Source organism: Paenibacillus hemerocallicola (assembly GCF_006265175.1).
In the GTDB taxonomy this organism is placed as follows: domain Bacteria; phylum Bacillota; class Bacilli; order Paenibacillales; family NBRC-103111; genus Paenibacillus_AB; species Paenibacillus_AB hemerocallicola.
The window spans coordinates 24966-48736 of record NZ_VDCQ01000060.1; the positions used below are offsets into that span (position 1 = coordinate 24966).

General features: G+C 57.2%; 15 protein-coding genes. All 15 read right to left on the reverse strand.

Annotation, left to right across the window (positions count from 1 at the left end):
• Positions 1–39 precede the first annotated feature (39 nt).
• Positions 40–1470, reverse strand: a complete 1431-nt coding sequence (locus tag FE784_RS30895) for an SWIM zinc finger family protein (RefSeq protein WP_139606123.1) — start codon at positions 1468–1470, stop codon at positions 40–42.
• 516 nt (positions 1471–1986) lie between these two features.
• Complete coding sequence (locus tag FE784_RS30900; protein WP_139606124.1) at positions 1987–3636, reverse strand: hypothetical protein; 1650 nt, start codon at positions 3634–3636, stop codon at positions 1987–1989.
• Positions 3637–3660: 24 nt separating this feature from the next.
• Positions 3661–5766: a phage tail protein gene (locus FE784_RS30905; protein WP_139606125.1), complete on the reverse strand. Its 2106-nt coding sequence runs from the start codon at positions 5764–5766 to the stop codon at positions 3661–3663.
• 35 nt (positions 5767–5801) lie between these two features.
• Complete coding sequence (locus tag FE784_RS30910) at positions 5802–8045, reverse strand: putative baseplate assembly protein (RefSeq protein ID WP_139606126.1); 2244 nt, start codon at positions 8043–8045, stop codon at positions 5802–5804.
• Positions 8046–8068: 23 nt separating this feature from the next.
• Complete coding sequence (locus FE784_RS30915; protein ID WP_139606127.1) at positions 8069–11146, reverse strand: putative baseplate assembly protein; 3078 nt, start codon at positions 11144–11146, stop codon at positions 8069–8071.
• A gap of 59 nt (positions 11147–11205) precedes the next feature.
• Positions 11206–11607, reverse strand: a complete 402-nt coding sequence (locus tag FE784_RS30920) for a GPW/gp25 family protein (protein WP_139606128.1) — start codon at positions 11605–11607, stop codon at positions 11206–11208.
• A gap of 19 nt (positions 11608–11626) precedes the next feature.
• Complete coding sequence (locus FE784_RS30925; protein WP_139606129.1) at positions 11627–12343, reverse strand: phage baseplate assembly protein V; 717 nt, start codon at positions 12341–12343, stop codon at positions 11627–11629.
• The gene (locus FE784_RS30930) at positions 12340–13431 is read right to left on the reverse strand and encodes a phage late control D family protein (protein ID WP_139606130.1); all 1092 of its coding nucleotides are present in this window, start codon (positions 13429–13431) and stop codon (positions 12340–12342) included. The genes FE784_RS30925 and FE784_RS30930 overlap by 4 nt, the downstream gene beginning before the upstream one ends.
• 4 nt (positions 13432–13435) lie before the next feature.
• Positions 13436–14062: a CIS tube protein gene (locus tag FE784_RS30935; RefSeq protein WP_139606131.1), complete on the reverse strand. Its 627-nt coding sequence runs from the start codon at positions 14060–14062 to the stop codon at positions 13436–13438.
• A 38-nt stretch (positions 14063–14100) separates the two neighbouring features.
• The gene (locus tag FE784_RS30940; protein WP_139606132.1) at positions 14101–20256 is read right to left on the reverse strand and encodes a hypothetical protein; all 6156 of its coding nucleotides are present in this window, start codon (positions 20254–20256) and stop codon (positions 14101–14103) included.
• A 44-nt stretch (positions 20257–20300) separates the two neighbouring features.
• Positions 20301–20756, reverse strand: a complete 456-nt coding sequence (locus tag FE784_RS30945; RefSeq protein WP_139606133.1) for a phage tail protein — start codon at positions 20754–20756, stop codon at positions 20301–20303.
• A complete protein-coding gene (locus FE784_RS42695; protein WP_342779148.1) occupies positions 20756–21001 on the reverse strand; it encodes a DUF6760 family protein in 246 nt (81 codons plus the stop codon). The genes FE784_RS30945 and FE784_RS42695 overlap by 1 nt, the downstream gene beginning before the upstream one ends.
• The gene (locus FE784_RS30955; RefSeq protein WP_139606135.1) at positions 20956–21333 is read right to left on the reverse strand and encodes a phage tail assembly protein; all 378 of its coding nucleotides are present in this window, start codon (positions 21331–21333) and stop codon (positions 20956–20958) included. Before FE784_RS30955 ends, FE784_RS42695 begins: the two co-directional genes overlap by 46 nt.
• Positions 21334–21454: 121 nt before the next feature.
• Entirely contained in the window at positions 21455–21889 is a 435-nt protein-coding gene (locus FE784_RS30960; protein WP_139606136.1) for a phage tail protein, read from the reverse strand.
• A 43-nt stretch (positions 21890–21932) separates the two neighbouring features.
• Positions 21933–23681: a phage tail sheath family protein gene (locus FE784_RS30965; RefSeq protein WP_139606137.1), complete on the reverse strand. Its 1749-nt coding sequence runs from the start codon at positions 23679–23681 to the stop codon at positions 21933–21935.
• Between the last annotated feature and the right edge of the window lie 90 nt (positions 23682–23771).

A 23771-nucleotide genomic window follows, 5' to 3' on the forward strand; every position in this document is an offset into this window, starting at 1 on the left:
TAGTCATAGTCTCTAAAAGGCCGATTTCCGTGACAGTTCCTAATACAGCAATCGAATGACGGCTTTTGACGTCACGATGCTAAGCGGCTGTGCAATCAACCGGTTGAGCGTCATGTCGTGCCCGAACATGACCAGAACCGCCTGCCCCTTCAGCCACTCGCCGTTCAATAACGGCAGCAGCGATACGGTCGGGTGCTCCAAGTGCGAGATATCGCCAAGCACCAGCCGTTTGCCTTGTTCATCCACAAGAACGAACGATTGCTCCGACTTCCGTATTTCGGCGGCATGCAGCAGCATGACGGGATGCTTGTCGGAGAGCGGGTTCTTGATCTGATTTTTGACCCGCTTCACCGCTTCCGGGAAAGACCTCACGGCCCGCGAGCGGATATCCGAGTAATCGGCAGCCCCCGCATCGCGCAGCGTCGCCTCATCCCAGCGTATTCTGGCATTCAGCTCGCCCGGGTATCGGATCAGTTCCTTCGTCTGCACAATCTGGTAAAAGGAGTCTTCCTCCCGTATGTATTTCGCCGCCCGAAAAGGCCGGTAAGTCCGGGTAATATGCACCTGTCCGTCGCCCATATCGATCCAGTAGCCTTCGTCGACGAATTCTCCGCGCGCCTCATCCGGGTACGAACGGAACGCTAGCTGGAGCAGCTCTCGCTCACCCCGAACAAGGCCGTGATCGCGAAGCTCTGCAAGCTGCCATGCATGCCCGATCCGCTCCTCCAGCGTCGTTTCCGTATCGACCGGGGTATCCGGATCGTCCGCTTTCGCCTGCAAATACGTTTTGCTTCTCTTAAGCAGAGCATATAGGACCAGTAGACGCTCCATCGCGCCCGTATACAGGCTCTCCCGTTCTTCGTCGGAACGAAGCTGCAGCAGCAGTTCGCGCAGGGACGCCTGAACGCCGGGGATATAATAGTTGCCCAGCTGTTTGGCCTGCTCCTCCGCGGTTTGCAACGTTTTCTTGTCGAGACTGCCCAGCCCCGAATGGACGATGTGCAGCACCAGCTTCTCCGCTATGGCGAGGCCTTCCAATTGGGCGGCCGCTTTTTTGGCCAGCGCCGCTTTGTTCGTTTTCCGTTTGGGCGGGCTTTCCGAGCTTGCCGCTTCTTTCTTTTTCTCCTCCCGCTTCTCCGCCTTTTCCCGCTTCTCCGCGAGATCCGACGGAATGGGAGCCGTCTCGAACGGTTTTCCATCCGCATAGGCATACATCAGGCCGAGTATATGCTTGCACGGAAATTGCCGGCTCGGACAAGAACACCGGAACACCGGATTCCCTTCAACCGCGAAATCGGCCGAGCAACGATAAGGGTCCTTGCCGCTCCCTTTGCATTCGCCGAACAGGACCGTACGGTCCTCGGACTCGCAGAGGAGGGGGAAGCTGTTTTTTTTCACCAAATCGCGGCCGTTTTTGATCGCGCTGCCGTTCAACGCCAAACTGTCTACATAAGCTTCGGTTACATTCATCTTCGCATTCCTCTCGCAACTTGGGTAATAATAGGGCTCCCTATCCATATTCAGTCGGATCGGCTGCCGATTCCAGATCAATTGGAACTAAAATCGGCAGCCTTACGAGGGGCTTTCGCCCCCTTTTGCCGCTAAATTTGTCAAATCGGAAGCAACTCGCGCAAACTTGCTCCCCTGCTCGACCACTTGGCAAGGAACGCCCCTCCAATTATATGAAAATTCCCCTTGAAAATTCTTGCATATTCTTTACAACCAGGCTCGGTCAGCAAGCGGCTCGGACATGAAAACGACAAAACCACCTGCCGGTGGTTTTTCGTATCCGCGTATACGCTTTTCTTAGTTGAACGTTGCGCATATCACCCAATATACAAACACTTCACACAGTACCCGAACCGGGTCGCTTTGCATGCAAGCATTCGATCACTTGCCGTCCACTCGATCGCCGGCGAGCATCCCGGAACGCCAAATAAGCCGGTTCGCCCATAAGGATAACGAAACCGGCTATGCTCGTATGGGTCAATCCGCCTTGTTCTCCGATCCGGCGGCCGCTTCTGAGAATGTGACGATGTCCGGGGACGATTCGAGATCCCCTTCCTGCTCCTGTCCGTTGCGGTAAGCCCACCAGCGTACGCGTATCGTGCGCGCTTCGGAAATTTGCCGGAGCTTGATGCCGATCCGGAACGTTCCCTTCTGCGGATACGAGACGACGCCGAGCTGATACCCCGGCAGCACCGATTCGAATTCGCTTCCCGTGAAAACGTCCGCCGCTCCGAAGTACGACCTCTGACCGCTGCTCAACATGTCCGAGATCGCATCATGCGTCCGTTCCTCCAGGCTCGTCATGATCAGAACGTTGCCTGTTCCGAGGCCGTGCTCGATTTCTTGCGATACGAAGCTTTTGACGGCTTTGCCGAAAGAGAGCGCCGATTTCGAAAATGGCGATACCGGGATGTCGGCCCATCCGGACTGGATATCCGCCGCTCCGGCGATCGGGGATGTCCGCTCGGCCGACTGGTCGTACGATTTCTTCTCCGTCTCGGAGACGGCAATCGTTTCCTTGGCGGCAGGAGCCGGCTGCTCGGGTGCCGCCGGAATGCTCCGGCGCCGTTTGGCTTCGGTGAGCGCCAGCCGGTGCGACGCGGTGGCGTTGTATACGTACTCCCCGAACGGCACCTGATCGACCCGTTCGATGACGTACGTCGGACCCATTTGCAGCAGTCCGATTTTCGCCAAATAGAGGCAAGGGTCTGACGGGGAATCCAATGACGCTTCGAGCGGCTGCTTCAGGAAATCGTCCATCAATTGCTCCTGCACGGGTGCGGAAATAATATGCACCGCAGCCGTGTCCTTGGACACGGAATCGAGCTGTTTGTCGCCTACGCGCAAAACGGCCGAACCGGACTTTACGCCGACAAGCGCTTTGCCCGAACCGACTCCGTCCGCGCGAAGCGCTATTTGAAACTCGTACTCCGTCTCTTGGCTGTCCTGCGGCTCGATGAAACGGACGGTACGGCCTTCGATCGCCTCCGCGCGATTCGTTGCCAGTTCGTATTGCAGCTCGATTTTGCCGATTTGCAGCGACTTCTCGATACGGATCGTGGCGAGAAAAGTCTGACCCGAATTCACATATTTCGGCGTTATTTGCAGGATGCGGACGTTGGCATCCTGGTACAGCACGACGGTCTGCTCCGTCAAATCGCTCATCGGAAACGACGACGGATCGGGAGCCTCCTCGCGGATAAAGAGCCGGTAGCTTTCCAGCACCCGGTTGTACTCGCTAACTTCGTCCGATCGGACGGAGGAATTGGCGATCGAATGTACGGGCTCCTTGCCCTTTTCGTCGTACGCGATGCATAAATAAACATTTTTGGCATACTCGTTGTTCGTAAACCCGTCCATCATCGACAGCTTCAGCGTAACCGGGGCGGGTACTACGATTTCGCGGCCGAGCGCGTCGATCGCCGCACCCATTTCCACCGACACGGACTTGTCGTCGACCGCAATGACCTGCAGTCCCGTAATTACGCCGGCGCCGAACAGCAGCCGGTTCATCATGCGCCGCTTGTCGTTGAAATATTTTTGTTCCGATTCGAAGTCGCGCACCGTCAAGAGTTTGCCGTAAAAATACCGGTTCCGTTCGAACGGGTAATACCGCGATTTTTTCATGAGGTTTTCCCTTCCCTTCGGTTCTTATTCCAGTTCCGAATCGAGCTCCAGACGGGTATGAATGTCCATCCGCTTGTCGCGGTCCGGATCGATCAATACCGTATGGTGAGGCATCGACGATTGCTGGTCCAACGTGAGCAAGGTCGGCTCCGAGAGTACCGTATTGATGCCCAGATACGTGTGCATATCGGCATGCATCCACGGCTGCAGAACGATCAGCTTGCCGTCCGCGTAGGCCGGCTTCTGATCCGCGATAATCGCCTCGACAATCAGCCGCTGCTTGTCGGACCGCACGCACTCGGGAGGCAGCATGACGCAGAAACCGTAAGGATTGTCGCCATACAGCCGATTGAACATTTGCCGCATTTCGGACGTTTCCTGCATCGCTTTGAGCTGATGATGCTCGACGATATGCGGCTCTACGCCGGTGTATATTTGCAGCAAGCGCGCCAATCCCCTTCGCGTCCCGCGCAATCGATACAGCTCGGGAGCTTGCTTCATCAGCGTTCGCAGCTTGCCCTCGTCCCAGCCGTCCGCGATATCCAGCGCCAGCCAACCGCCGAGCCATTTCAAATACGGGCCTGACACCGCATCGGGATCGAAATTGGAGCTGACCGTATCGATTTTCTGTTCCATTTCCTCGATAAACGTGCCGAACATGGCAAGAAACCGTTCCAAAAATGCGGTTCCGTCCGGATCCTCCTGATAAATCGGAGGCAAATGAACGATCGGCGACTGCCTGGGAAACCACATGCGCAATCTGTGAATGACCGGGGCGCTTCTGTCGCTGCCCGCCAGCTCGATGCGGAAACGCAAATATCTGCCTTTGGCGTTCATCAGCAGCGCATCCCTCGGATTGACGATCGGCTCGGACCACAGGTGACGGCTGGCTGTCCATTTTCGCGTGAGCGGAATGTCCGGGTCGGCGAAGTAATCGGAGTAATCGACGACGCTGCCATCCAGCACGCCGAACTTCTCGTCCGTCGCAAAGTAAGAGATGCGGATTTGCGTTTCCTCGGGAATTGCCGCGAGCAGCTCGACCTTGTGCCACTCCGTCTCATCCTCCGCGCTGTCTAGCTCGGCCGAAACGTACCAGGCCTCCGGCAGCCCGGTGTCCGCCATCGTCATCGTCCGCGTCTGCAGGTCGAGCAGCGTTATCGTGCCTTTCTCCAAATCGAGCGCGTACATCCGGTCTATGCCGTCGTGCAAGAGCTTGTCGGCTCTCGAGCGGTAGCCGGATACGACCGTCAGAAACTCTCCGCGCTCCGAATATTTTAAAATAAACCGTTCGTCTTGGGCGGATTCGCCGCGGCCCGAATCCCCGATATACAGCCCCCGCGCCGAATCGACCGTCAGACCGGCAAAGGTCCCTTCCCGGTCAACCGCAAATTCGTCACGGACCGAGCCGTCCTTCCGGAACACGACCGCATTCTTGGCGTCCGCGTCCAACAGTACGGGCTCCCCGCTGCCGGCGATCGCGAGGAAAAAACGATTCCGCAGCGCTTCTATCGGGGCGGACTGCTCCAATCTGAGCGGTTCGTGCTCATACAGCTGTACCGCTTCGCCTGATGCATTCCATTGCAGAACCGCGATTCGTCCGCCTGCCGGAATATCCGGGCCCCCGGAGGCTTCCGGCCGAACGTCCAACGGAACGGCCGTATACAAATTCCGGTTGTCGTCGACCGCTACCGCAAGAGGGAACAGCTCCAGTCCTCCCCACTCTTGCACAGCCCAAAGGAGCTGGCCGTTAGACGGAGACACGGAAACGATCCTCCTTTCGCCGACCGTATCGACGATGTAGAGAGAATCTCCTTCGGCCGCAAGCATCGAATGGTTCGAAAACAACCGGTGGCCCGGAGAATACAACGGCTCCGTATGCCGGTTTTCGTAATCGTGCACCCACAAGGAAGCTTTCGCATCCAATACGTACAGCTTGCTCCCGGGACCGACGGCGAAGTCGGTAACGGCATCCGCGCCGTCGATTTCGCCCGCTTGCACGGTCCGGTATACCGAATATTTCTCCGTCCGTTCGATCGATACGCCTTCTTGGCGGATGTTCAGGTTCGCCGCCGTTCCGGCTCCCCAGTCCGACGGTTTGTTGAATGAGAAAAACCGTGCCGTTCGCCGCATAAAGTCCCTCCTGTCCGCAGTTTGGTGCTGTGCCGCTACAAATCCGTTACGCCGATCAGCTCGACCTCATGCTCGCCCGAGTAGACGAGCCCATAGGGCGGCAAATGAATGTCTCCGCCACCGTCTTTCCGAACCGAAGGCCCTTCCGCATCAATCCACAAATCCTGCACATATACGACGCCCTTCAACCGGCTGATCGCCCCGTAAATATCGCCCTTGTGCACCGATCTGCCGAACCTCCAGCCTTCGCCGTCGCCATGGCCCATCGGACGAAGCAGCCGCTTCAATACGGCAGCTATGATAGAGGCGTCATCCTTATGCGACGGCTCTACCACGACGACCGCGTGAACGGTTACTTTGATATAGGCCGCCGAAATGACGTGCAGCTCGGTGGACAACAGCCGGTGCCGCTCGAGATGCCGGCGTACGTTTTCCAGAAAAGCGGGGCCCGCTTTCGGCCGATCCCGCTCGCTGTAGGGCACGACGACGACCGTCATCTGCGCCGGCGCCTTCTCCCGCGGGTAGTCCCTCAATCCGGGCTTATATTGCGGAATCGCTTTTACGCGGGCGACCCGCAATCCGGGCGTATCGCTCGCGATCGCTTCGTAGTCCTCCGCGGTCACCGCGCGGGTCGGCGCGTTCAGCTCCTGCTGCACGCGCAGCTTCGCTTCCTCCAGCGACTCTTCCTCGTCGCCTCCGGACGCCGCCGCCGGATTCGCTACGGATATCCCTTCCCATTCGGGCGCGAACTCCGCAAAAGCGTTGATCATTTCCTTCTTGACGTTGCCCCGGACGCCGCCCCCCGTCTGCAGAGAGACGAACCGGATGTTGGGGATGCCGCATTTCGCGGGAATGGCGCCCTGCTCGTTATTGCCGAACCGGATCAACCCTTCCGACCGGTCATACGTATAATGGCGGTCCGTCGACCTCGAGTTGTCGAAATCGTCCACGAGCTCCCAATCTTCCCACATCCATTCATCAGCTGCGGAGTCCCGTACGGCGACTTGAAGCCCCATTCCGGATCTGCGGAACGTACCGGATCTGGAGATGTCGAATTCCTGCTCCGGTAGTCCGTTGCTTGTACCGACCCATAAGCGATCTTCCTTTGCCGGATCCCAGGCAATCAGTCTGACCGTATGCTCCCTTGCCGGCATGACCCCATGTTCGCCATCGCCGAAACGCAGCTTGACAGATTTCGCGGAAGGGTCCCGCTCCAGCTCGTAGCAGCGATCTCCGGGACCGCAATCCTCCAACAGCCTAGTCGTCCGCTTCCACTCGCGCCAGCGTCCCTTATCGTCCATGACCTGAACGGATACATTTCCCGTATAGGCCAAGTGCCCGATCGTCTCGCATGCAAAGTCCGCTTCGCCGGTCGGCCTGAACGGCACGCTTTCGCAAACCGTTTGCCGCTGCACCGCCCGGACCGCGTTAATGCACAAGCTCTCGAGCTTCGGGGACAGCTCGTATCCTTCCTGCTCCAGCGTACAGCTTAGCCAGTATCGCTTCTTGTCGTCGGCGGGGTACATGGACAGCGGCTTCATCCGATCATGAAGCCGGAATACGATCTCTCCGGTTTGCGACAAATGGGCGGTCGTATCCATAACCGTCGTAATCGGCATCCAACCGTCTCCATCGTCGCCTGTCGCAAATTTCCACGAAACCGATGACGGTGCAACCATCGGCTGCTCTTCCTCCGTTCCGACGCCGCCCCGGCCGATCGGCACGGGATAACGATCCGACAATCGGATCGACAGCACGATATCGGTATCGACCGGCAGCTCGCGGTCAAAGCCGACGAACAGCCTGCTGCCCGCACTCGCATCCGGTCCGAAAGCGTAAAACGCGATCCCCGATTTCAGGTTCGACGTGAAATCTCCGACCGCCGTATCGGTACGGACGATGACTTTGTCCAGCACTGCGGGAACGAACCGGAGCGTTTCATCCGTCTCGAATGTCTGGTCGTAAGCTCGAAGCGGCGTCCCCCGCGGAATCGTAAGCGGGATCGGCGCGCCGGCAAAGGAGACGACGACCGAGGCGGAACTTTCGTCGCGGGGTCTGACGCCCAGCAGCTTGAGAAACTTGCGCTCGTTGTTGGCCGTAATCCGGTTTAAATAATATTGCTGCATCTCCGTCATCCATGTCAAAAGCTCAAGCATGGTCATGCCGGGGTCGTGGGCGTTCTCGTCCGTCCATTGCGGAAACAGCTTCGGAATCGCCTTACGGGCTTCTTGCAGCATTTGCTCGTATAACCGATCGTCCAAATTCGGCAGCGGCAGCACTTCTTTTCACCTCTTTATTACGGCTATACAGCGTGTACGGATACTTTATGCTTGCCGCTTACGATGACTCCGTGGGGAATGTTGAGCGGCCGACTGCCGTCTATTTCGATCCGGCGGTCGTCTTCCAGCAAATAGACGGACATGTACAGCTTTTCCACGAATGAAATCGTACGGATCGTTTTCAACAGCGCATAGAAAACGGACGGATGGATCGTCTGGCCGATCTCCCAGCCTTTGCCGTCGAAGTTGCCCGTCAGCGGATCGAGAAACCGTTCCAGCCTTTGGAGCGCGGCAAGCTCCGTCGGCAGTACTTCGTCGAATTGCTCGACCGCGACTACCGCGGCAATCGAGATTTCGAGAAAGACCGGAGGTACGACGCGTATTTGCTCCGGCCAGGCGACTAGACTCGAGGCGCGCTGAAGCAAGTAGGACTCCACTTTTTTGCGAAGCTCGCCGAACGCCGGCAGGCCGGCCCGGCCTTCCTTCGGGAGAACGACGATCGTCATCGAAGCGGGGGCCGCCTCCATGAACGCGTTCCGGTTGGCCATGCATTTCACTTTGGCGATATTCGGGTAAGCTTCCCTGGCAAGCCATTCGAAGTCTTCGGCCGTCACCGCCCTGCCGCGATGCTTCAGCAGCTGCGGTCCGCGACGGACGGCGGATTCCATCGATTCCGGATCGCACCCGCCGGCAGCCGGCTCGACGTTCGTCACTCCGCCGACGAAAGCGATCGAGTTTTGCAAATTCTTGATCGTTCCGGCTTCCGTATTGCCTTGCCTCCCGAGCGTAACCCGATAAGACACTCTAATTTTCTCGAGCCCGTCCTTCGGCGGCTCCATTCCGTATATTCCGTCGCCGAACCGGAGCTTGCCGAGCGTCCGGTCGATCGTATAATGACGAGCTTTGGCCGAAGAGTCGGCCAAATTCGGCGCCTCCGACCAACGTACCCAGACGCGCTGGATTTGACCGTCGCTATCCCGGACCGCTTCGAACAAAGGATCGCCCAGCTCTTCGAACGATGTCAAATCCTCCTCCGACACTCTGCCCGTTTCGTCCACCCATACTTCTTCCGATACGACGTTCCTTCTCGTAAGCGAATAGACGCCCTCGTCCAGCTCCCTGCTCTCCGGATATTCCGTTGGCACGGATTCCTGCTGGATAGCCTGCACCGTATTAAGAAACAGCCCGTTCAGCCTGGGGGCAGCCTCCTGGCCGTTCAAATCGTCGTATCGGTCGTCCCGGTTGACCGCGCGTATCCAATAGCCTCTGGAGCCAAAGACCGTGTCCTCCGCAAAATCGGCCGGTCCGGCAAACTGGATCGTACCGCTCTCGGTCAATCCCTTCGTTCCGTCGATGACTTTCAGAGCAGCCCATTCCGAACGACTGCCCGATCCGGACGACGTCCGCAAATATTCCCATTCGAGCCACGGCGAAACTTCACCCTTCAGCCGCTGCGGCACGATCGAGGCGTATATCGAGATCGGCCCGCGCACGGGCGGCGCGTCGAAGCCGATATGCAGCGTCGGATGATCGACACCGAGCGGCACGAACGGTTCGAAGCCGCCCAATCCCGAACGGCTGTGCAGAGTCTTATCCTCGAACACCGTATTGTTGAGCGTTAGGCACCGCTCCAAACCGTATACCCGTTCGTCGAAGCCGTAGGTGACCTTGACGTTCTCCAGCCAGGGAGATAAGTAGATCGGCAAGGGCGCATAGGCGTTCTCGATCTGCAAAATGCGTCCGCGAATCCAGAAGTTGTCATGCCCGTTCACATAGACGGAGTCCATATCGTTCGGGCAGCGAAATGCGATCGTTTTCCGTGCGCCTTCCACCGACGGGTGATAAAACAGCTTCTCCGCATCCTTGCCCGCATTCAGCCGCACCCAGGCATTCCCGTTCCAATATTCCCATGCCACATGGGTAATCGAGACGATCGGCACTTTGGATTTCTCGAATTGCGACTTCTTCATAATCATCTTCCAGTCGATCTGCTTATCCGGTTCGGGCATGAACCGGTTCTCGACCGCCTTCAGCGTGAAGTCGAGGCGAACCCAGCCGTCCCTTTTGGTAAGAGCTTCTCGGCTCGCCATATAAAACGTGCCGTACTGCACGAACTGGTCCCCGAACGGATAAAACCCGGCGGGATCGGTCTGGATGTCGTTATAGAACATCAAATCCGGATCCAAGCCGCCCCGGTTCAAGCTATCGTCGTAGTCGGTCTTGATCGCGATCCGATCCAGCGCCAGCCCCCCGTCGGCGAGCGATTTTCGGCCGGGAATATGAGGGGTCAGTTGGCACCGGATCCACCGGCTGGCGACTCCGTTCAGCTCCCTTTCGGCGATTTCCCCCGGCTCCGACTTCGTGAGCACGATCCGGTTATTGCGTGCCGTTACCGTATCGAACGGTCGCCAGCCGCCGTCGGGAGTTGCATACGACCATTCCGTCAAGGAGCTGTCCGTCAATTGATTGCACATGCCTGTCTCGTCATATCGTCGTGAGGAATTGCCGATCTCCACTTCGATGATCGCCGTTTCGTATACGGTCAGCATGGAGGCATGGGCCAAGTACAGCGCATGCTCTTGCAGATTGGGCTCGCCCTTCAGCCGGAACAGCGGCGTCGGCTCCGCCTTGCCTATCGTCGGATCCGTCATAAGCCGCTGGGGAATGCGGACAATGCTATCGTGCGTCTTGCTCGACAAATAAGCCGAATGCCACCGGGAAGGCGTAAGAAGCACGGTCCGGTCCGTCTCGTAAGGAATATCTCCGTCCGGTCCGACGGCATTGATCCGCGTGCCGGACATGATCAAAACCGGCTCCCTCGTTCCTTCGTTCAACGAAAAGGTGACATAGCTGACGGAAGGCCGCGCCGGCAGCAGCGATACGTCGAACATGTTCAGGAAGGCGACGAGGTTTTTGGCAGGAACCCGGTTCAACCTTTTGACATTCTCGTGGTACATGTCCGCGAACAGCAAAAACAATGCCGTACCCGGATCGGGATCGTCCGGAGTAAATCTCCATTCCGGCGTATAATAAGGCGCCAGCTCCTTCATCCGGGCAATAAGATCCGCCCTTGTGCGGGTATCAAGCTGCGGAGGGTTCACTGTTCCACCTCCTCTCCGTCTTTATCGTTCGACATGGCGTCCGGCTCCTTCATTCGCGGTCAGTTCGTTCCTTCGTACAAGTAGAACGGATATACCTGGTTGAACAGGTTGTTGGTCGTCCGGACCAAATATTGGATCCGGATTTGCACCTTGCCCGGATCGGTCCGGTCCGGAATGGCGTTGACTTCCACTTCCTCCACCCGCGGCTCCCAGATGCGAATCGCCTCGACGATGCTGCCTTCCAGCATGCGAAGCGTCGTATCGTCCGTCGTCCCGAACACGAATTCCCTCATGTCGCATCCGAAGCCAGGCCTCATGACCCGCTCCCCTTTGGACGTGCCGAGGATGATCCGGATCGATTCGGCGATATCTTCCTCGTATTCGGACATTCGGATGCGGCCGGTCGCCGGATCGACCTGTACCGGGAATTTCCAGCCCCGTCCCAAAAATTCGCTGGACATTCGCGTTCGACTCCCCTGCTTAATTGATTTTGACGATCGAGCCTTTGATATTGATCATGCCGTCCGATTTCAGATCCAGCGAGGCGCCCGCTTTGATCGCCATCGTCGCGGACGCTTCGATATTGACCTGCGTCGATTTGATTTTGATTTCTTTGGCGCTCTCGATCGCGACGTTTCCTTTCGCGTCGAGCGTAATTTTGGTGGAGCTGCTCGTGATCGAAATCTCGTTGGCGGAACCGCCCTTGATCAGAATCGTATTGTTGCCGCTCTGATCGGCGATTTTGAGCGAGTCGTCCTTGTCCGCCAGCACGACCGTCTGACCTTTTTTTGTCTTGACCGTAATCGTTTCCTCTCCGGACTTGTCGGTAAACACGATCTGGTTGCCCGATCGGGAAATGATTTTTCGCTCGTCGTTTTTGTCGGCGGGCGGAGGGGGCGTATGCTTTTTGTTCCACAGCATGCCGATGACGATCGGGTAACGGATTTGGCCCAAGTGGAATGCGACCAGCACCTCGTCTCCGACCTCGGGGATGAACAAGCTGCCCATCTCCTTGCCCGCCATCATCGTGGCGATCCGCACCCAATCCGTCTCCGCCTTCTCGTCATGCAGCGGCAAGTGCAGCTTGACCCTTCCGAGCTTGTCGGGATCGTTGTTGTTCGTCACCACTCCGATCATGACACCGTCTATGCGCGGATTGAGCGCATGCGTCATGACGTCAATGGGAAATTCCATCATACGGCGTTCCCCCCCAGCCTGAACCGTGTCACGTAGCCTTCCCCGTCCAAGATGTGACTGGCTGCCGTCACATAGTAGGGCTGGTTGTACGAAGCGCCGGCTCCGGTCAATTTCAAATAACGGCCCGCGCGTATTTCCGGAATGCCGTTGCATTCTCCCGTTCCCGTAACCAGCTTCATCGACCTGTGATTGATATAGGCGTCCGCATAATTTTTCGCTTCGCTCGCGGAGCTCGCGTTCATATACAGCGTTTCCGTGTAATCGCCGATTTTGGCCAATACGTCTTTGCCCGTCTTGGAATTGCCCCCCAGCTTCGCGATCGCCCCGGCTTCGTTCAAGACGACCTTCTGCTCCTTGTCGTCCCAAAACCGGATCTTCACCCCTGTCAGCTGCTCTGACAAATTATGCTCGATGGAGAGGGAGCGGATCTCCTTGCCCCAGGCCAGCGTCACGACCGGCGTCGTCTGGGTGAGCGGCTTGCGAAAGTACAAATGCTTGCCGACGACGAAGAAGTCGTAATTCATCAGCCTGGCCAAATGCTGGACAAAATGGAAATCGTCCATCATGTTTTGCGATATCGTCGGCAGCTTATCCGGCGTAGCGTCGATGTGCGGCGTAGCTTTATGGCGGGAGGCGATTTCCTGGACGACCTCGCTATATTTTTTCTCGTTCCACGTCTGCATCCGCGTGCCCTTCATCATGAAGAAGCTTAAATCCATGCCGCTCACGATGAGCGTGGCGCCTTCGGCTTCTTGAAATTCGGCCGTGATCGCCGTAATATATCCGCTGAATACCGGCGCGAATTTGTCGACATAGCCGAGCTGGATATCGATCGGATTGCCGATGGCGAATACGTTCTTCCACAGCCATTCGCTCGTTTTCCAGTCGAACGCGTTCGTGACGCGGATCGTGAACGAGTCGGCCGTCGAATCGATCGTCGTATCGACACGAACCGACGCAATCGCGATTTTATCGGACAACTTGCTTCCGTTGACGGAAATTTCGGCGGCCGGCGCGAAGAAGTTGCCGTACTTTTTCTCCAGATCGGCGTAGGAGAATGAATTGCTCTCGAGCTGCAATTGTGCCATATCGTTAATCCAACCTCGGTACGGTTATTCGTTTCCCGGTCTGCATCTTGGCCGGATTGTCGATCCGGTTCGCCTTGGCGATTTCTCTCCACAGACCCGGGTCCTGGTATTCGTCGGCGGCGATCATCCACAGCTCCTCGCCCTGCTTCAGCATTTTCTGCTTCGTCCGATCGGCCGAATGGCGCGGGATGTTCTGGAGCTGCTCCTCCTTCGTATACCAGGAGCGGAATGTCACCTTCAGCTTTGCCCGGACCGGAATTCCGGTGTCGAGAAACATCGTGAACGTCTGGGTCACTTTCTCGACGACGCCTTTGAAATCGATCGAGCCCCATACGAACCGGCATACCGGCGGCGCATGCAGCTCCTTCTCGACATCGAGCAGGCCGGAAATTTTCTTCGTGTAATCGCGGACATCCGTCTTTTTCTCATACGTATCGAAAAACAAATCCAGCGTGAGCGTCGTCGTATTGCCGCTTACGAATTGCCCGACCGGCATCGACAGCCCGGGTACTTTCTCCCAATTGTAGTGGTTGCTGGACTCCATGCCGTATTCGGTCGGATTGAACAGCACCTCGATATCTTCCTTTTTGTTGCCGCGGTCTACGACGATTTTGGCTTTCTTTAGCGCCAACGCTGCTCCCCCGCTTTCCCTTGCTGCGATATAACGCCCTACAGTCCTCGCGTCTGCCTGTCGAAGCGGATTTTTCGTTCGATCTCCCGATAGACGCGATCGACGATTTTCTTAATATCGAATTGGGGCAGCTTCTTAACCATCTCCTGAAGCTCCGCCATATCGACCTGCGGCGGGACGGGCTCGGCGGCCGGCGCCTGTTCGGGCGGGGCGGCCGGCTTCATTTGCCGTCGATAGTCCAGATCCGCCGGGTCCGATCCGAGCGCGCCCGGAACCGCCGCCTTCAGCTTGTGCTCCAGCTGGAACATCGGATCCGTATGCCGGGTATCGCTTTGCCTCATCCTCAAAACGTTCTCCGACGCTGCGGAAATTGCCGTCTGCTGCTGCGGAATGCCGCGTCGCTCAGACCGGACCGGACTCCTCCCGCCCGATTTATTCATCCGAAGCGTTCCCGCAGCCGCGGCACCCGGGTTCATTGCGGTACGCACGAGACGGAGCTCCGCCGCCGCAGACGGACGAATGCGATCAGGCGGTCGCTTTTCCGGGCTTTCCATACGCGCGGTGCCCGTTTTGGCAAAGTAATAGTTGTACCACGCTTGATAGCCGTCGCGTATCGTGCGCACCGCACTATTCGCGGTGCCGCTTATCGGGCCCGGCGCTCGTTGCACGATGGCAAAGCCTCCGCCGTTCTCGCCCGCCGCCCGGTCAAGCGTATATAAGGATACGATAGGGGCCGCGGAGCGGATTATTCCCGGCGAAGACGTGAATCGATTCACATTGCGAACGATCGACGTTCGGACATTTGCGTTGGACCCGCTCCATCTTCGCTGAATCCGTTCCATTCCGTCCGCTGCGGCCTCCCTGGAGCGATAGGGGAAAACAAGCTTCTCCCCGGTCATTCCGACAGAACGGGCCGACGAAACAGGTGCAGCCCTTGCCGTTTCGTTCCGCTTCAACGGCGCCGTTCGCCTGATCTCCCCGCTACTCCTTGCTGCCGAAGCGTGCTCCCGGGCAATACCAGATTGGAATGAAACTGCCGTATGTATTCGATCCGTCCGATCGGTAAAATGACTCCTATAACGTAACAACGTTCGGTCGGAGCCGGGCCGCGTCCACCGCTCCAAGTCTTGCTGCGCTCCTCTTGAAGGACGTCGGTGCGAATCGGCTCCGACGACAAATGGAGTCAGCCCGTCTTTTCCCGCCGATAAGTCCGATCCATTGGCTGTCGGCACGTATCTCCGACGGATCGGAATCATCCGTTCGACGGCGTTCCCGCTGCCGCTATCCCCATACGCCGATAAACGATTGACGAACGCGTCTGGCCCGTCTCGTCTTGACGACGTTTGCTTACGGGAGTGTGATAATATATTGCTCACATCGCTGCGGCTAATCGCGAATTCCGCATTCGGATCATCCACTGCCGGTATCCATGCCGATGTCGGCATTCGGTTCGTCAGAACGTTTAATTCGCCCGATTGCCTGCGAATCGTTCCGGTCGACAGCTCCGGCCACGACTCCGATACATCCGTTTCGATTTCCGCATGTCGCTTCAGCAAGAACGATAGGCTTGCTCGTACCGAGCTCCGGCGCCTATCCGACGCAGAGGAAAATAATGCGGGCCGATGCCGCACCGCTCCGGATTCCGTAGACGGGAATCCATTCCGGCTCCGATCCGTCGCGCCCGAAATGTCCGCTGCCGCACGAAACATTTTCGCATTTTGCCCGTATGAGGAAGCTGCGCTCGCCCCATATCCGTTACGTCTATGGATGACTCCGTTCTGACGAACGGATTGCAAACCGCTATAACTTCGCGCACCGTCGGCCACGCCCGATCCGTAAAGGGGGCGCATGCGTACCGTACCGCTTTTGTCGGACTGGGCTCCGCGTTCCATACCGAACGGTCCCGCTTCCGGGTCTTGCCGTCCGCGAAGAAGCCGTTTTAGCATAAGGCCAATCGTCGCCGGATAAGAAGGACCGGAACCAGTCCGATCGGACGCCTTGTCAGCGCTCGACATCGGCATGAATCGATCCTCGATCGTTCGAATCGTCTGCGGTTTGGCCGGATTCAGTCGAACGTTAAGCCTGTCGATGGCTGAGGCGGCGGAAATGCTCCTGCCGACTGCAAGTCGATTAGGCACGGCTTGAGTGAAAGCTCGTGTGGAACCAACCCCGCTGCCCGCATCTAACGCATACTTCCGTAACGTATTCCGCAAATCCGCCAAACCGTACGTTCCGTCGTAATTGCCGTAGATCAAACGCATGCGATCCGCCTGCGGCCGGGAAATGCTGCCGACCGGCATTGCGGAAGGAATGATGCCAGACTTCGACGGCATACGAAGCATACGAGCTTGACCTGGTTCCCCTCGGTCACTCCTTTGCACGAACATCCGAATAACGCTCGTCGGTTCCGGGCTCGATCCGGAACTGTTAACATGACGGGGGCGCGCCGCTTGTATCCGTAACGGAAATCGCCTACCGAACGATTCCACAGACAGCGGATCGCGAATATGCCCCATCGGTGTCCCCGGAGCAGCCGTCCGCTTCAGCCTAATCGGTCGACGCGCAGAAGGGAAGTCCTCCGCATTGTCGGCATGATCGGCTGAAATTCCGCCGGAAATGGATGTCATCGCGGGACGAAGCTTGATGCCGAACACGAACGCCTTTTTATCTTCCTCATACGGACCCGATCGAGGGCCGATGCCGGAATCATGCCCCATACGAGACGTCGCATACTTTTGAAACGTTTCCTCCGTATACGGCTTCCCTCGCACCGGGGAACGAGGTCCGTAAGAAATCCCTCCATCCGACTCTGCATGGTCGGCAGACGATTGACGGAGTACGAGTCTCGACACTAGCGAAGCCGCAGCGGAGGCGCGAGGCGAGTAAACTGCATCCTCCGATTGCGTGCCGGCAAGACGGTCAAATCGATGCCGCGGCTCCGGATGCCGCGAAATCCGTTTTATTGTCGGATATGCCGCATTGGAAATCATTCGCCGCAGCTGTCGAGATGTGGGAGGAGCGAATTCCGAAACGCCAGTCCCGTACGGAAATTGTCGGATTGCGGTAGACTGACCGAAACTGAAGCCTATTCGCGACGGAGCATCCGACTCCGCATGGTCGGCAGACGACCGACGGAGTACGAGTCTCGACACTAGCGAAGCCGCAGCGGAGGCGCGAGGCGAGTAAACTGCATCCTCCGATTGCGTGCCGGCAAGACGGTCAAATCGATGCCGCGGCTCCGGATGCCGCGAATTCCGTTTTATTGTCGGGTATGCCGCAGCGGACATCATCCGCCGCAACTGTCGGGATGTGGGAGGTGTGAATTCCGAAGCGCCGATCCCGTACGGAAATTGTCGGATTGCGGTATACTGACCGGAACTGAAGCCTATTGGCGATTGAGTCGAACTATGTATGGTTGAACGAAACACGGCCGATCGCTTGCCGCGTTCGTTCTGTCGAGGTTGAGAGCGATTTGCTTGTATAGCTCCATCCTCGACAAAATCGGAAGAAACGTCATCGTTGCGAATATGTCGATTTCGAACCGTCGGCGGCTTATCGCCGATGGAACGGAGAGAACCGCCCCTCTCGCGATGTATGCGCAAATCCCGGGAGAAAAGGGACATTTGCCATGCATTTTTTTCCGGCATGGCGGTCGGATCAAGCAAATTCCTTCGTATCCCTACCTCGCGGCGAAGCGCCATACTCGACGGCAAGATCGACGTTTCCCTTTCGTTTGCCGTCACGGCTCTGCGGGCCCGCGCCACAATCGTTTCCATGGAAGGTGCCCGGATAAAGCCGGCAGTCGATCCCCGACCGATAGCGAACGGACTGGCTGTATTCGCCATTCCGGAATCGTCCGACTCCGCTGACGGTATAATCGTTCTGCCGGTCAAACGGCGTCCGGTCGGAACCCTTCCCGGCATCGAAGCAGTGCCCCGTTCCCTCTCGTTTCCGAATCGATGCACGGTTCGGAAAGGCTTGTCATCTTCCTCCTTTTCAAACCGTTGTTTTCTGCGAATGATCGCGTCAGACGACTGATTGCCACTTTGCCGCGAGAGCGCGTTCGTGTGCCCGGCGCTCGACAGCATTGCCGCAAAGAGTCGATTGTCCGTCGAAATATCCGTTAACAGGTCGTCAAAAGCTCGCACGGCCGGCGTATCGAGCCGTGAACGGAGAGTCGACGCCATAGGCCTGAAAGCCGTATCGATACGCATGCTCAGGAAGCGCGGTATACTCGATTGAGTCGAGTTCGATAATACGCCCTTCGAAAATACCGGTTGACGCCCGTTAGCGTCGTAAGAAACATGGCTCGGATGCATCGTACGACGATGTACGGTTTCCTTGCCTTTCTTATCATGCCGGTGCATAAGCAAGGTTAATTGCCCGCCAACCGGTCTGACCCGGCTACCGGCTGATACTCCGTAGAAATGATCAAATGTTTGGACGCCGCGTCTGGCCGGTCCCGCGCCGACTACTTGATCGCTTGATCCCGGACGGCCGAACGACCACGCTTGGCTATTCAATCGTTCGGACTTGCGCGCGATAAATGGCCCATGGGTATTCGGCCTCACCGCTTGATTCCCATGCAGCGGAGAACGACGGAATGCGAACCGGTTAATCATTATGTATGGATCGACCGTCTCCGGCCTCGCAAATACAATGGCATGTCGAATCGCCCGTGCTCCGGGAATCGAATGCCCGTTTCCCTGCAAGGGTCGCCGAAATACATGCATGTTCCCAAGCGAAGACGAGAAATCCCGATCGATGGCGGGATTTATGGAGCGGCCGCCGATCGGCTTCCTTAAAAGCCGTTGTACGGTATGCCCCGGACTGTGTCCGTCTACTGCCGCGACAGCCGAGTTGTTTCCGGACAACGGAAACGGTTTTAGAGACGTATGCTTTCGCTCCACCGGAGCTGCTCCGATTTTCGCTTGTGCCGGGAGCTTATATGGTAGTCGGATCGAATCCGCGGCCCGGTTGGACGGGAAAAGGCTCTCCACCGCCGGGTGTCCACTGTCTCGGTCCATTGGCCGCACAGTTTCCGCGGAGTATCCTTCGTTATGTTCGCGGTTTGCTTGCTTCGCTTGCAAGGAATTTCGATCGAGTCGCGGCGTTCCGCGAAGCTGAACCGAATCATTCCGGGTTAATGTGTTGCGGCTGGCAGGATCCGAAGCTCGCGCATATTTGTCGATTACGGATTCCGCATAAGTATTCGTGCGGGTCGAACGGTATATCGTTTCGAAAGGGTGTAAATATACGCTTTTGGCCCCTAAACGGCCAGGCTGCTCATTTCGAGCCCGTCGCGATCCCGGATTGCCGTCGGTTTGGCGGCGACCGGCTAAGTGCACCATGGCCGATTTCACTCCGAGCCCCGTCCGCATGCCCAGACCGTGCTTCGGACCGGCAGCTTCGAGCTGCGTGAACATCGATCCGTCAGCGAACGGCTTCGCCCGAATGATGACGACTCCCTTGCCTCCGGGTACCTCCGCCCTGATCGGCGGCGCAATTTCCGTTGCCGGATCGGCGGCTTTCGTATCCTTGTTGACTGCTTCCTGATTCGCTTTACGCTTGCGTTTCGATTTCCCGTCCGGTGAAGCTGGGGTCGTGCCGTCTGGATCGGACGATTTACGGGAGTTCCGCGTTTTGGTCGTCTTCGCTTGTTTGTCGCGGCTGCGTTCGGAACGATCCGTTTTCTCGTCTCCCGAACGACCGCTCCGTCCGGTGTTCGGAGCATCCGAGCGTTCTTCGGAAGCATGCCCGGTCGGTTTCGAGTCGGGAATTAAGGCCGATTTATCGGCCGACTGACCATTACCCGTCTGGGCCGTTTCCTTCTCGACGATGATCCGCTCCACAAGCCGGGTCGTTTCCGAGACGACCATGCGCTCTCGCGGCGTCGCCGGCATCGCTTGCTGCAGCTGCTGCAGACGAATCAGCCATTGCGCCGTCATGACGTCCGAGCTCTTCGCGCCGCGCATGATTTGCCGGACCAGCTCGCGCTGCTGCTTGAACACGAGCGACAGGCGGCCCAAATAATTGCCCCGCGTGAACCCGTACTTGCTCATAATTCCGGACGCAAACCGGTCCGGGTCATTCCCCGCCATGCCTTTGTCCGCGACACGGACATCGGCCTGCACGCCGGCCGTTTTCGAGGGACCGCCGAGGATTCGGGACTTATACGGTTTTGGTGGTGCCATATGGAATCCCTCCCGCATGCGGCTTCAAGAACGATGCGCCGTTCTTATGACTTGCTGAAGATGGTCTTTAACCCGTTATGGACGATCTCGATCGATTCGACCGCCACATTGCCGCTCGTCGCATTCAGATCCGGACCGTGCCACTTGACGGGATACGCTTCGAAAAAATTCCAGCGGCAAAGCTCTTTGGCGGCATGATTGTGCAAAATAACGGAACCGCTCTTCCGCTTGATCGTGCCTCCCGCCACGCCGTCATACCAATCCCACAGCTCGCTGGATTGGGTAATCCCTCTCTTCAGCACGATGCGGGAGTACTTCGTATGCTTCGGCAATATATGCACATGGGTGTTCAGTCCCCCTTCGGGGTATTCCATCACTTCGGTCTCTGACTGGATGCCGGTGACCTCGGAAAAACCGCCTACCAGCAATCCGTCGAGCTCCACCTTGAAACGGAAAGCTCCGATCGCATCGTTCGTGCGCTGCGTAGTCACAGACGTCATCACCTCTTGTTAAACACGTCGAACGGATTGGGCGGCTTCTCCTGACCGTCGTCGTTCAAATTTCGGTTGATTTTGGAAATTTCCTCGCACCAGCGTCTGCGTTCCCGATGCTCCATCGACATGATCTGCTCGTGCGGCCAGTGAAAATAATAGGCGATAAAGCCGGCCTCCTCGTAAATCTTGTCAATGGGGTATCCGGTTATGCCTCCGCCGTCTCGTCCAAAAAAGACACGTCCACATCGAATTCATGCTCGCATTTCGGGCAAATGCAATGAACCTTCGGAGCTTCCACCTCATTGATCGTACGATACAGATTTTGCAAGTAAGCGAGATCGGCGGTAAACAGCCCTTCGACCGTGCGGGTGTCGATCGCACGCAGCTCGCCCAGCTTGATGACGACGCGGGCCAACAATATAATGCTGAGGTAGCCGGGGTTTTGCTGCACCCGTTGGTCGCGCATCGGCAATATTTCGTCCGCAGCCGTCGCAAGGCGCATGACGCCCCGCTTGTGAAGCGTTCCGCTATCGTCGACATATCCGCGGGGAAGCTCGAATTCGTATTCGGTTTGAAAAGCCATCTCTAAAGTCCTCCTAAACATATCGCGTATGCAAAACTCGCTTCGCAACCAAGGCCATGAAAAACGGAGGCGGGAAGAGCAGGGCGTAGCCCGACGCCGCTTCCCGCTGGTCCGCAAATCGTTACTTCGTGCGTGTCATTCCTTCGTGAGCCAGCTCCAGGTTTTCGATCGCCACTTCGTTGCCCGAGCCGTTGAAGCCGGGCGCCGAATATTTGGAAGGCCATGCCTCGATAACTTGCCAGGTGGCTACGTCCGCGCCTTCTTCATTGATGGCGATAATCGTAACCGTTTTGCGCGTAATTTTGCCTTGAATCGATTCGGCCATCCAGTTGTACATATCCAACGAATCCGTAACGCCCCATTTGAGCGTGATATTGCCGTATTTGGCCAACCCGGGCAGCTTGCGGGGAGTGATAACCTGATTGCCCTCCCGGTATTCGATTACGGATAAACTGGCGTCGAAACCGGACACTTCGCTGAACCCGGCCTGCTGAATACCGGCCACTTCGACGCGGAATCTAAAATTGCGGTATGGATCTTTGCGTTCGCCTGCCATACTATACCCCTTTCCTGAACGTTAAGAATGAAGGACGTTTTATTTATTCTTCTCTCGTTTTTTGCGTAATCCGGAAGATGACGAACTCGGCGGGCTTCACCGGAGCTACGCCGATTACGCAAATGAGGCGGCCGTTATCGATATCGTCCTGCGTCATCGTGCTCCGTCCGATATTGATATAGAACGCTTCGCCCGGACTGCTGCCCGTGAGGGCTCCGTCTCTCCATACGCGTGTCAGGAAAGCATCGATCGTCCGCTGTACGCGGGCCCACAGCTGCTCGTCGTTCGGCTCGAAGACGACCCAGTTCGTGCCGTTGCGGATCGATTCTTCGAGGAATATGAACAGTCTTCTTACGTTGATGTACTTCCACAGCCCGTTGGAGGAGCAAGTGCGGGCGCCCCAGACGCGGATGCCTTGCCCGGCGAATTGGCGGATCAGGTTGACCCCTTGAGGATTCAGGATGTCCTGCTCGCCCTTGTTGTACTGGCAATCGAGACCTACCACGCCTCGCACGACTTCGTTCGCCGGAGCTTTATGTACGCCGCGCGTATTGTCGGAACGGGCGTAGATACCGACCATCGAGCCCGATGGCGGGATATAGATGTTGCGTTTGTCGAGCGGGTCGAATACTTGCAGCCACGGATTGTACATCGCCGCGTATTGGCTGTCGAAAATGTTGCGGTGCGTCATGACGTCCGTTACCTTCGTTTTGTCGCGCGGAATGTCAAGCACCGCGAAACGGCTGCCCAAGTTTTCGCAATGCGCTACGAGAGCCAACTGTACGTTGGGATCGGTAACGCCGGGCACGGCCATAATGCTGACGAAGTCGTTGTCGATAAACGCCTGGATGCCGGTCCGTTTACCCGGTCCCCGATCCTGGCCCATGAAATCGGATGCGGACAAGTTGGCCACGGAGCCGTCGCTGCCGCCGGAAAGTGCGATTTGGTATTTGCCTGCCGTCTCTTCCTGTCCGGAAATGACTTCGAACGGAGCTACCGCGCCGCTGCCGCCGCCGGATATGTCCTGCACCTTGACGATATTGGAGCGGGCCATCACTTTCTCGATATGGTTGGCGGCCGATACGTTCAGGGACATTCTTTCGAACGTTTCCGCCTCGTCGCCGTAGAACACGTGCATCGTAAACTCGCTGGTCGTCAACACCTTCGCAGGCAGCAGGTTTTGATCGATAACCGCTTCTCCGCCTTCGAGCGGCGTTTCCAGCTCGATAATGTTGTCCTGCGAGGATACGATTTTATTGTACTGCTTCTCGCCGTTCGCTTCGAAAGCGACTACATCGCCAACGTTGAAACCTGCATTGTTTTTCACGCGGTATTGCTTGGATTGCTCGGCATCGCCCAATATTTCGTAAATTTGGGTTTTGGCTTTGCTCGATGGAACGACCGCGATGCGAACTTGATTTCCCCATGCTCCCGGATTTTTGGATTGAATGTTCAGGATGGAGGATTCCTTATTCGACGCGGACTGGTTGTTGGCCAGCTTGGCGTCGGATGGCGCTACGCGCATAACGAATGCACGCGCTCCGCCGTTCAGGAAGAAATGCTCGACGGCGTAGGACAAGAAACGATAGTCGCCGAAGGCGTTCTCGGACAAATAGCTGCCGAAGATGCGATGGAAATCGGCTACGCTCGTTACGAGTTGAGGAAGTCCTTCAATTTCCCCCCGTTGCGCCAAGCCGATGAATCCGGCCGTGCTTGTGCTTGCCCCTTCCAACGGAGCCGCGCCACTGTCAAACTCTTCCACATACACGCCTGGCGATAAATATTCTGCCATTGTTTCCCGGTCATATTCGACGGCATGGGACGATTTGCATTGTCCGCCATGCCGTAAACTCGGACCAGTTCTCTCCTTTCGGCTTCGGTT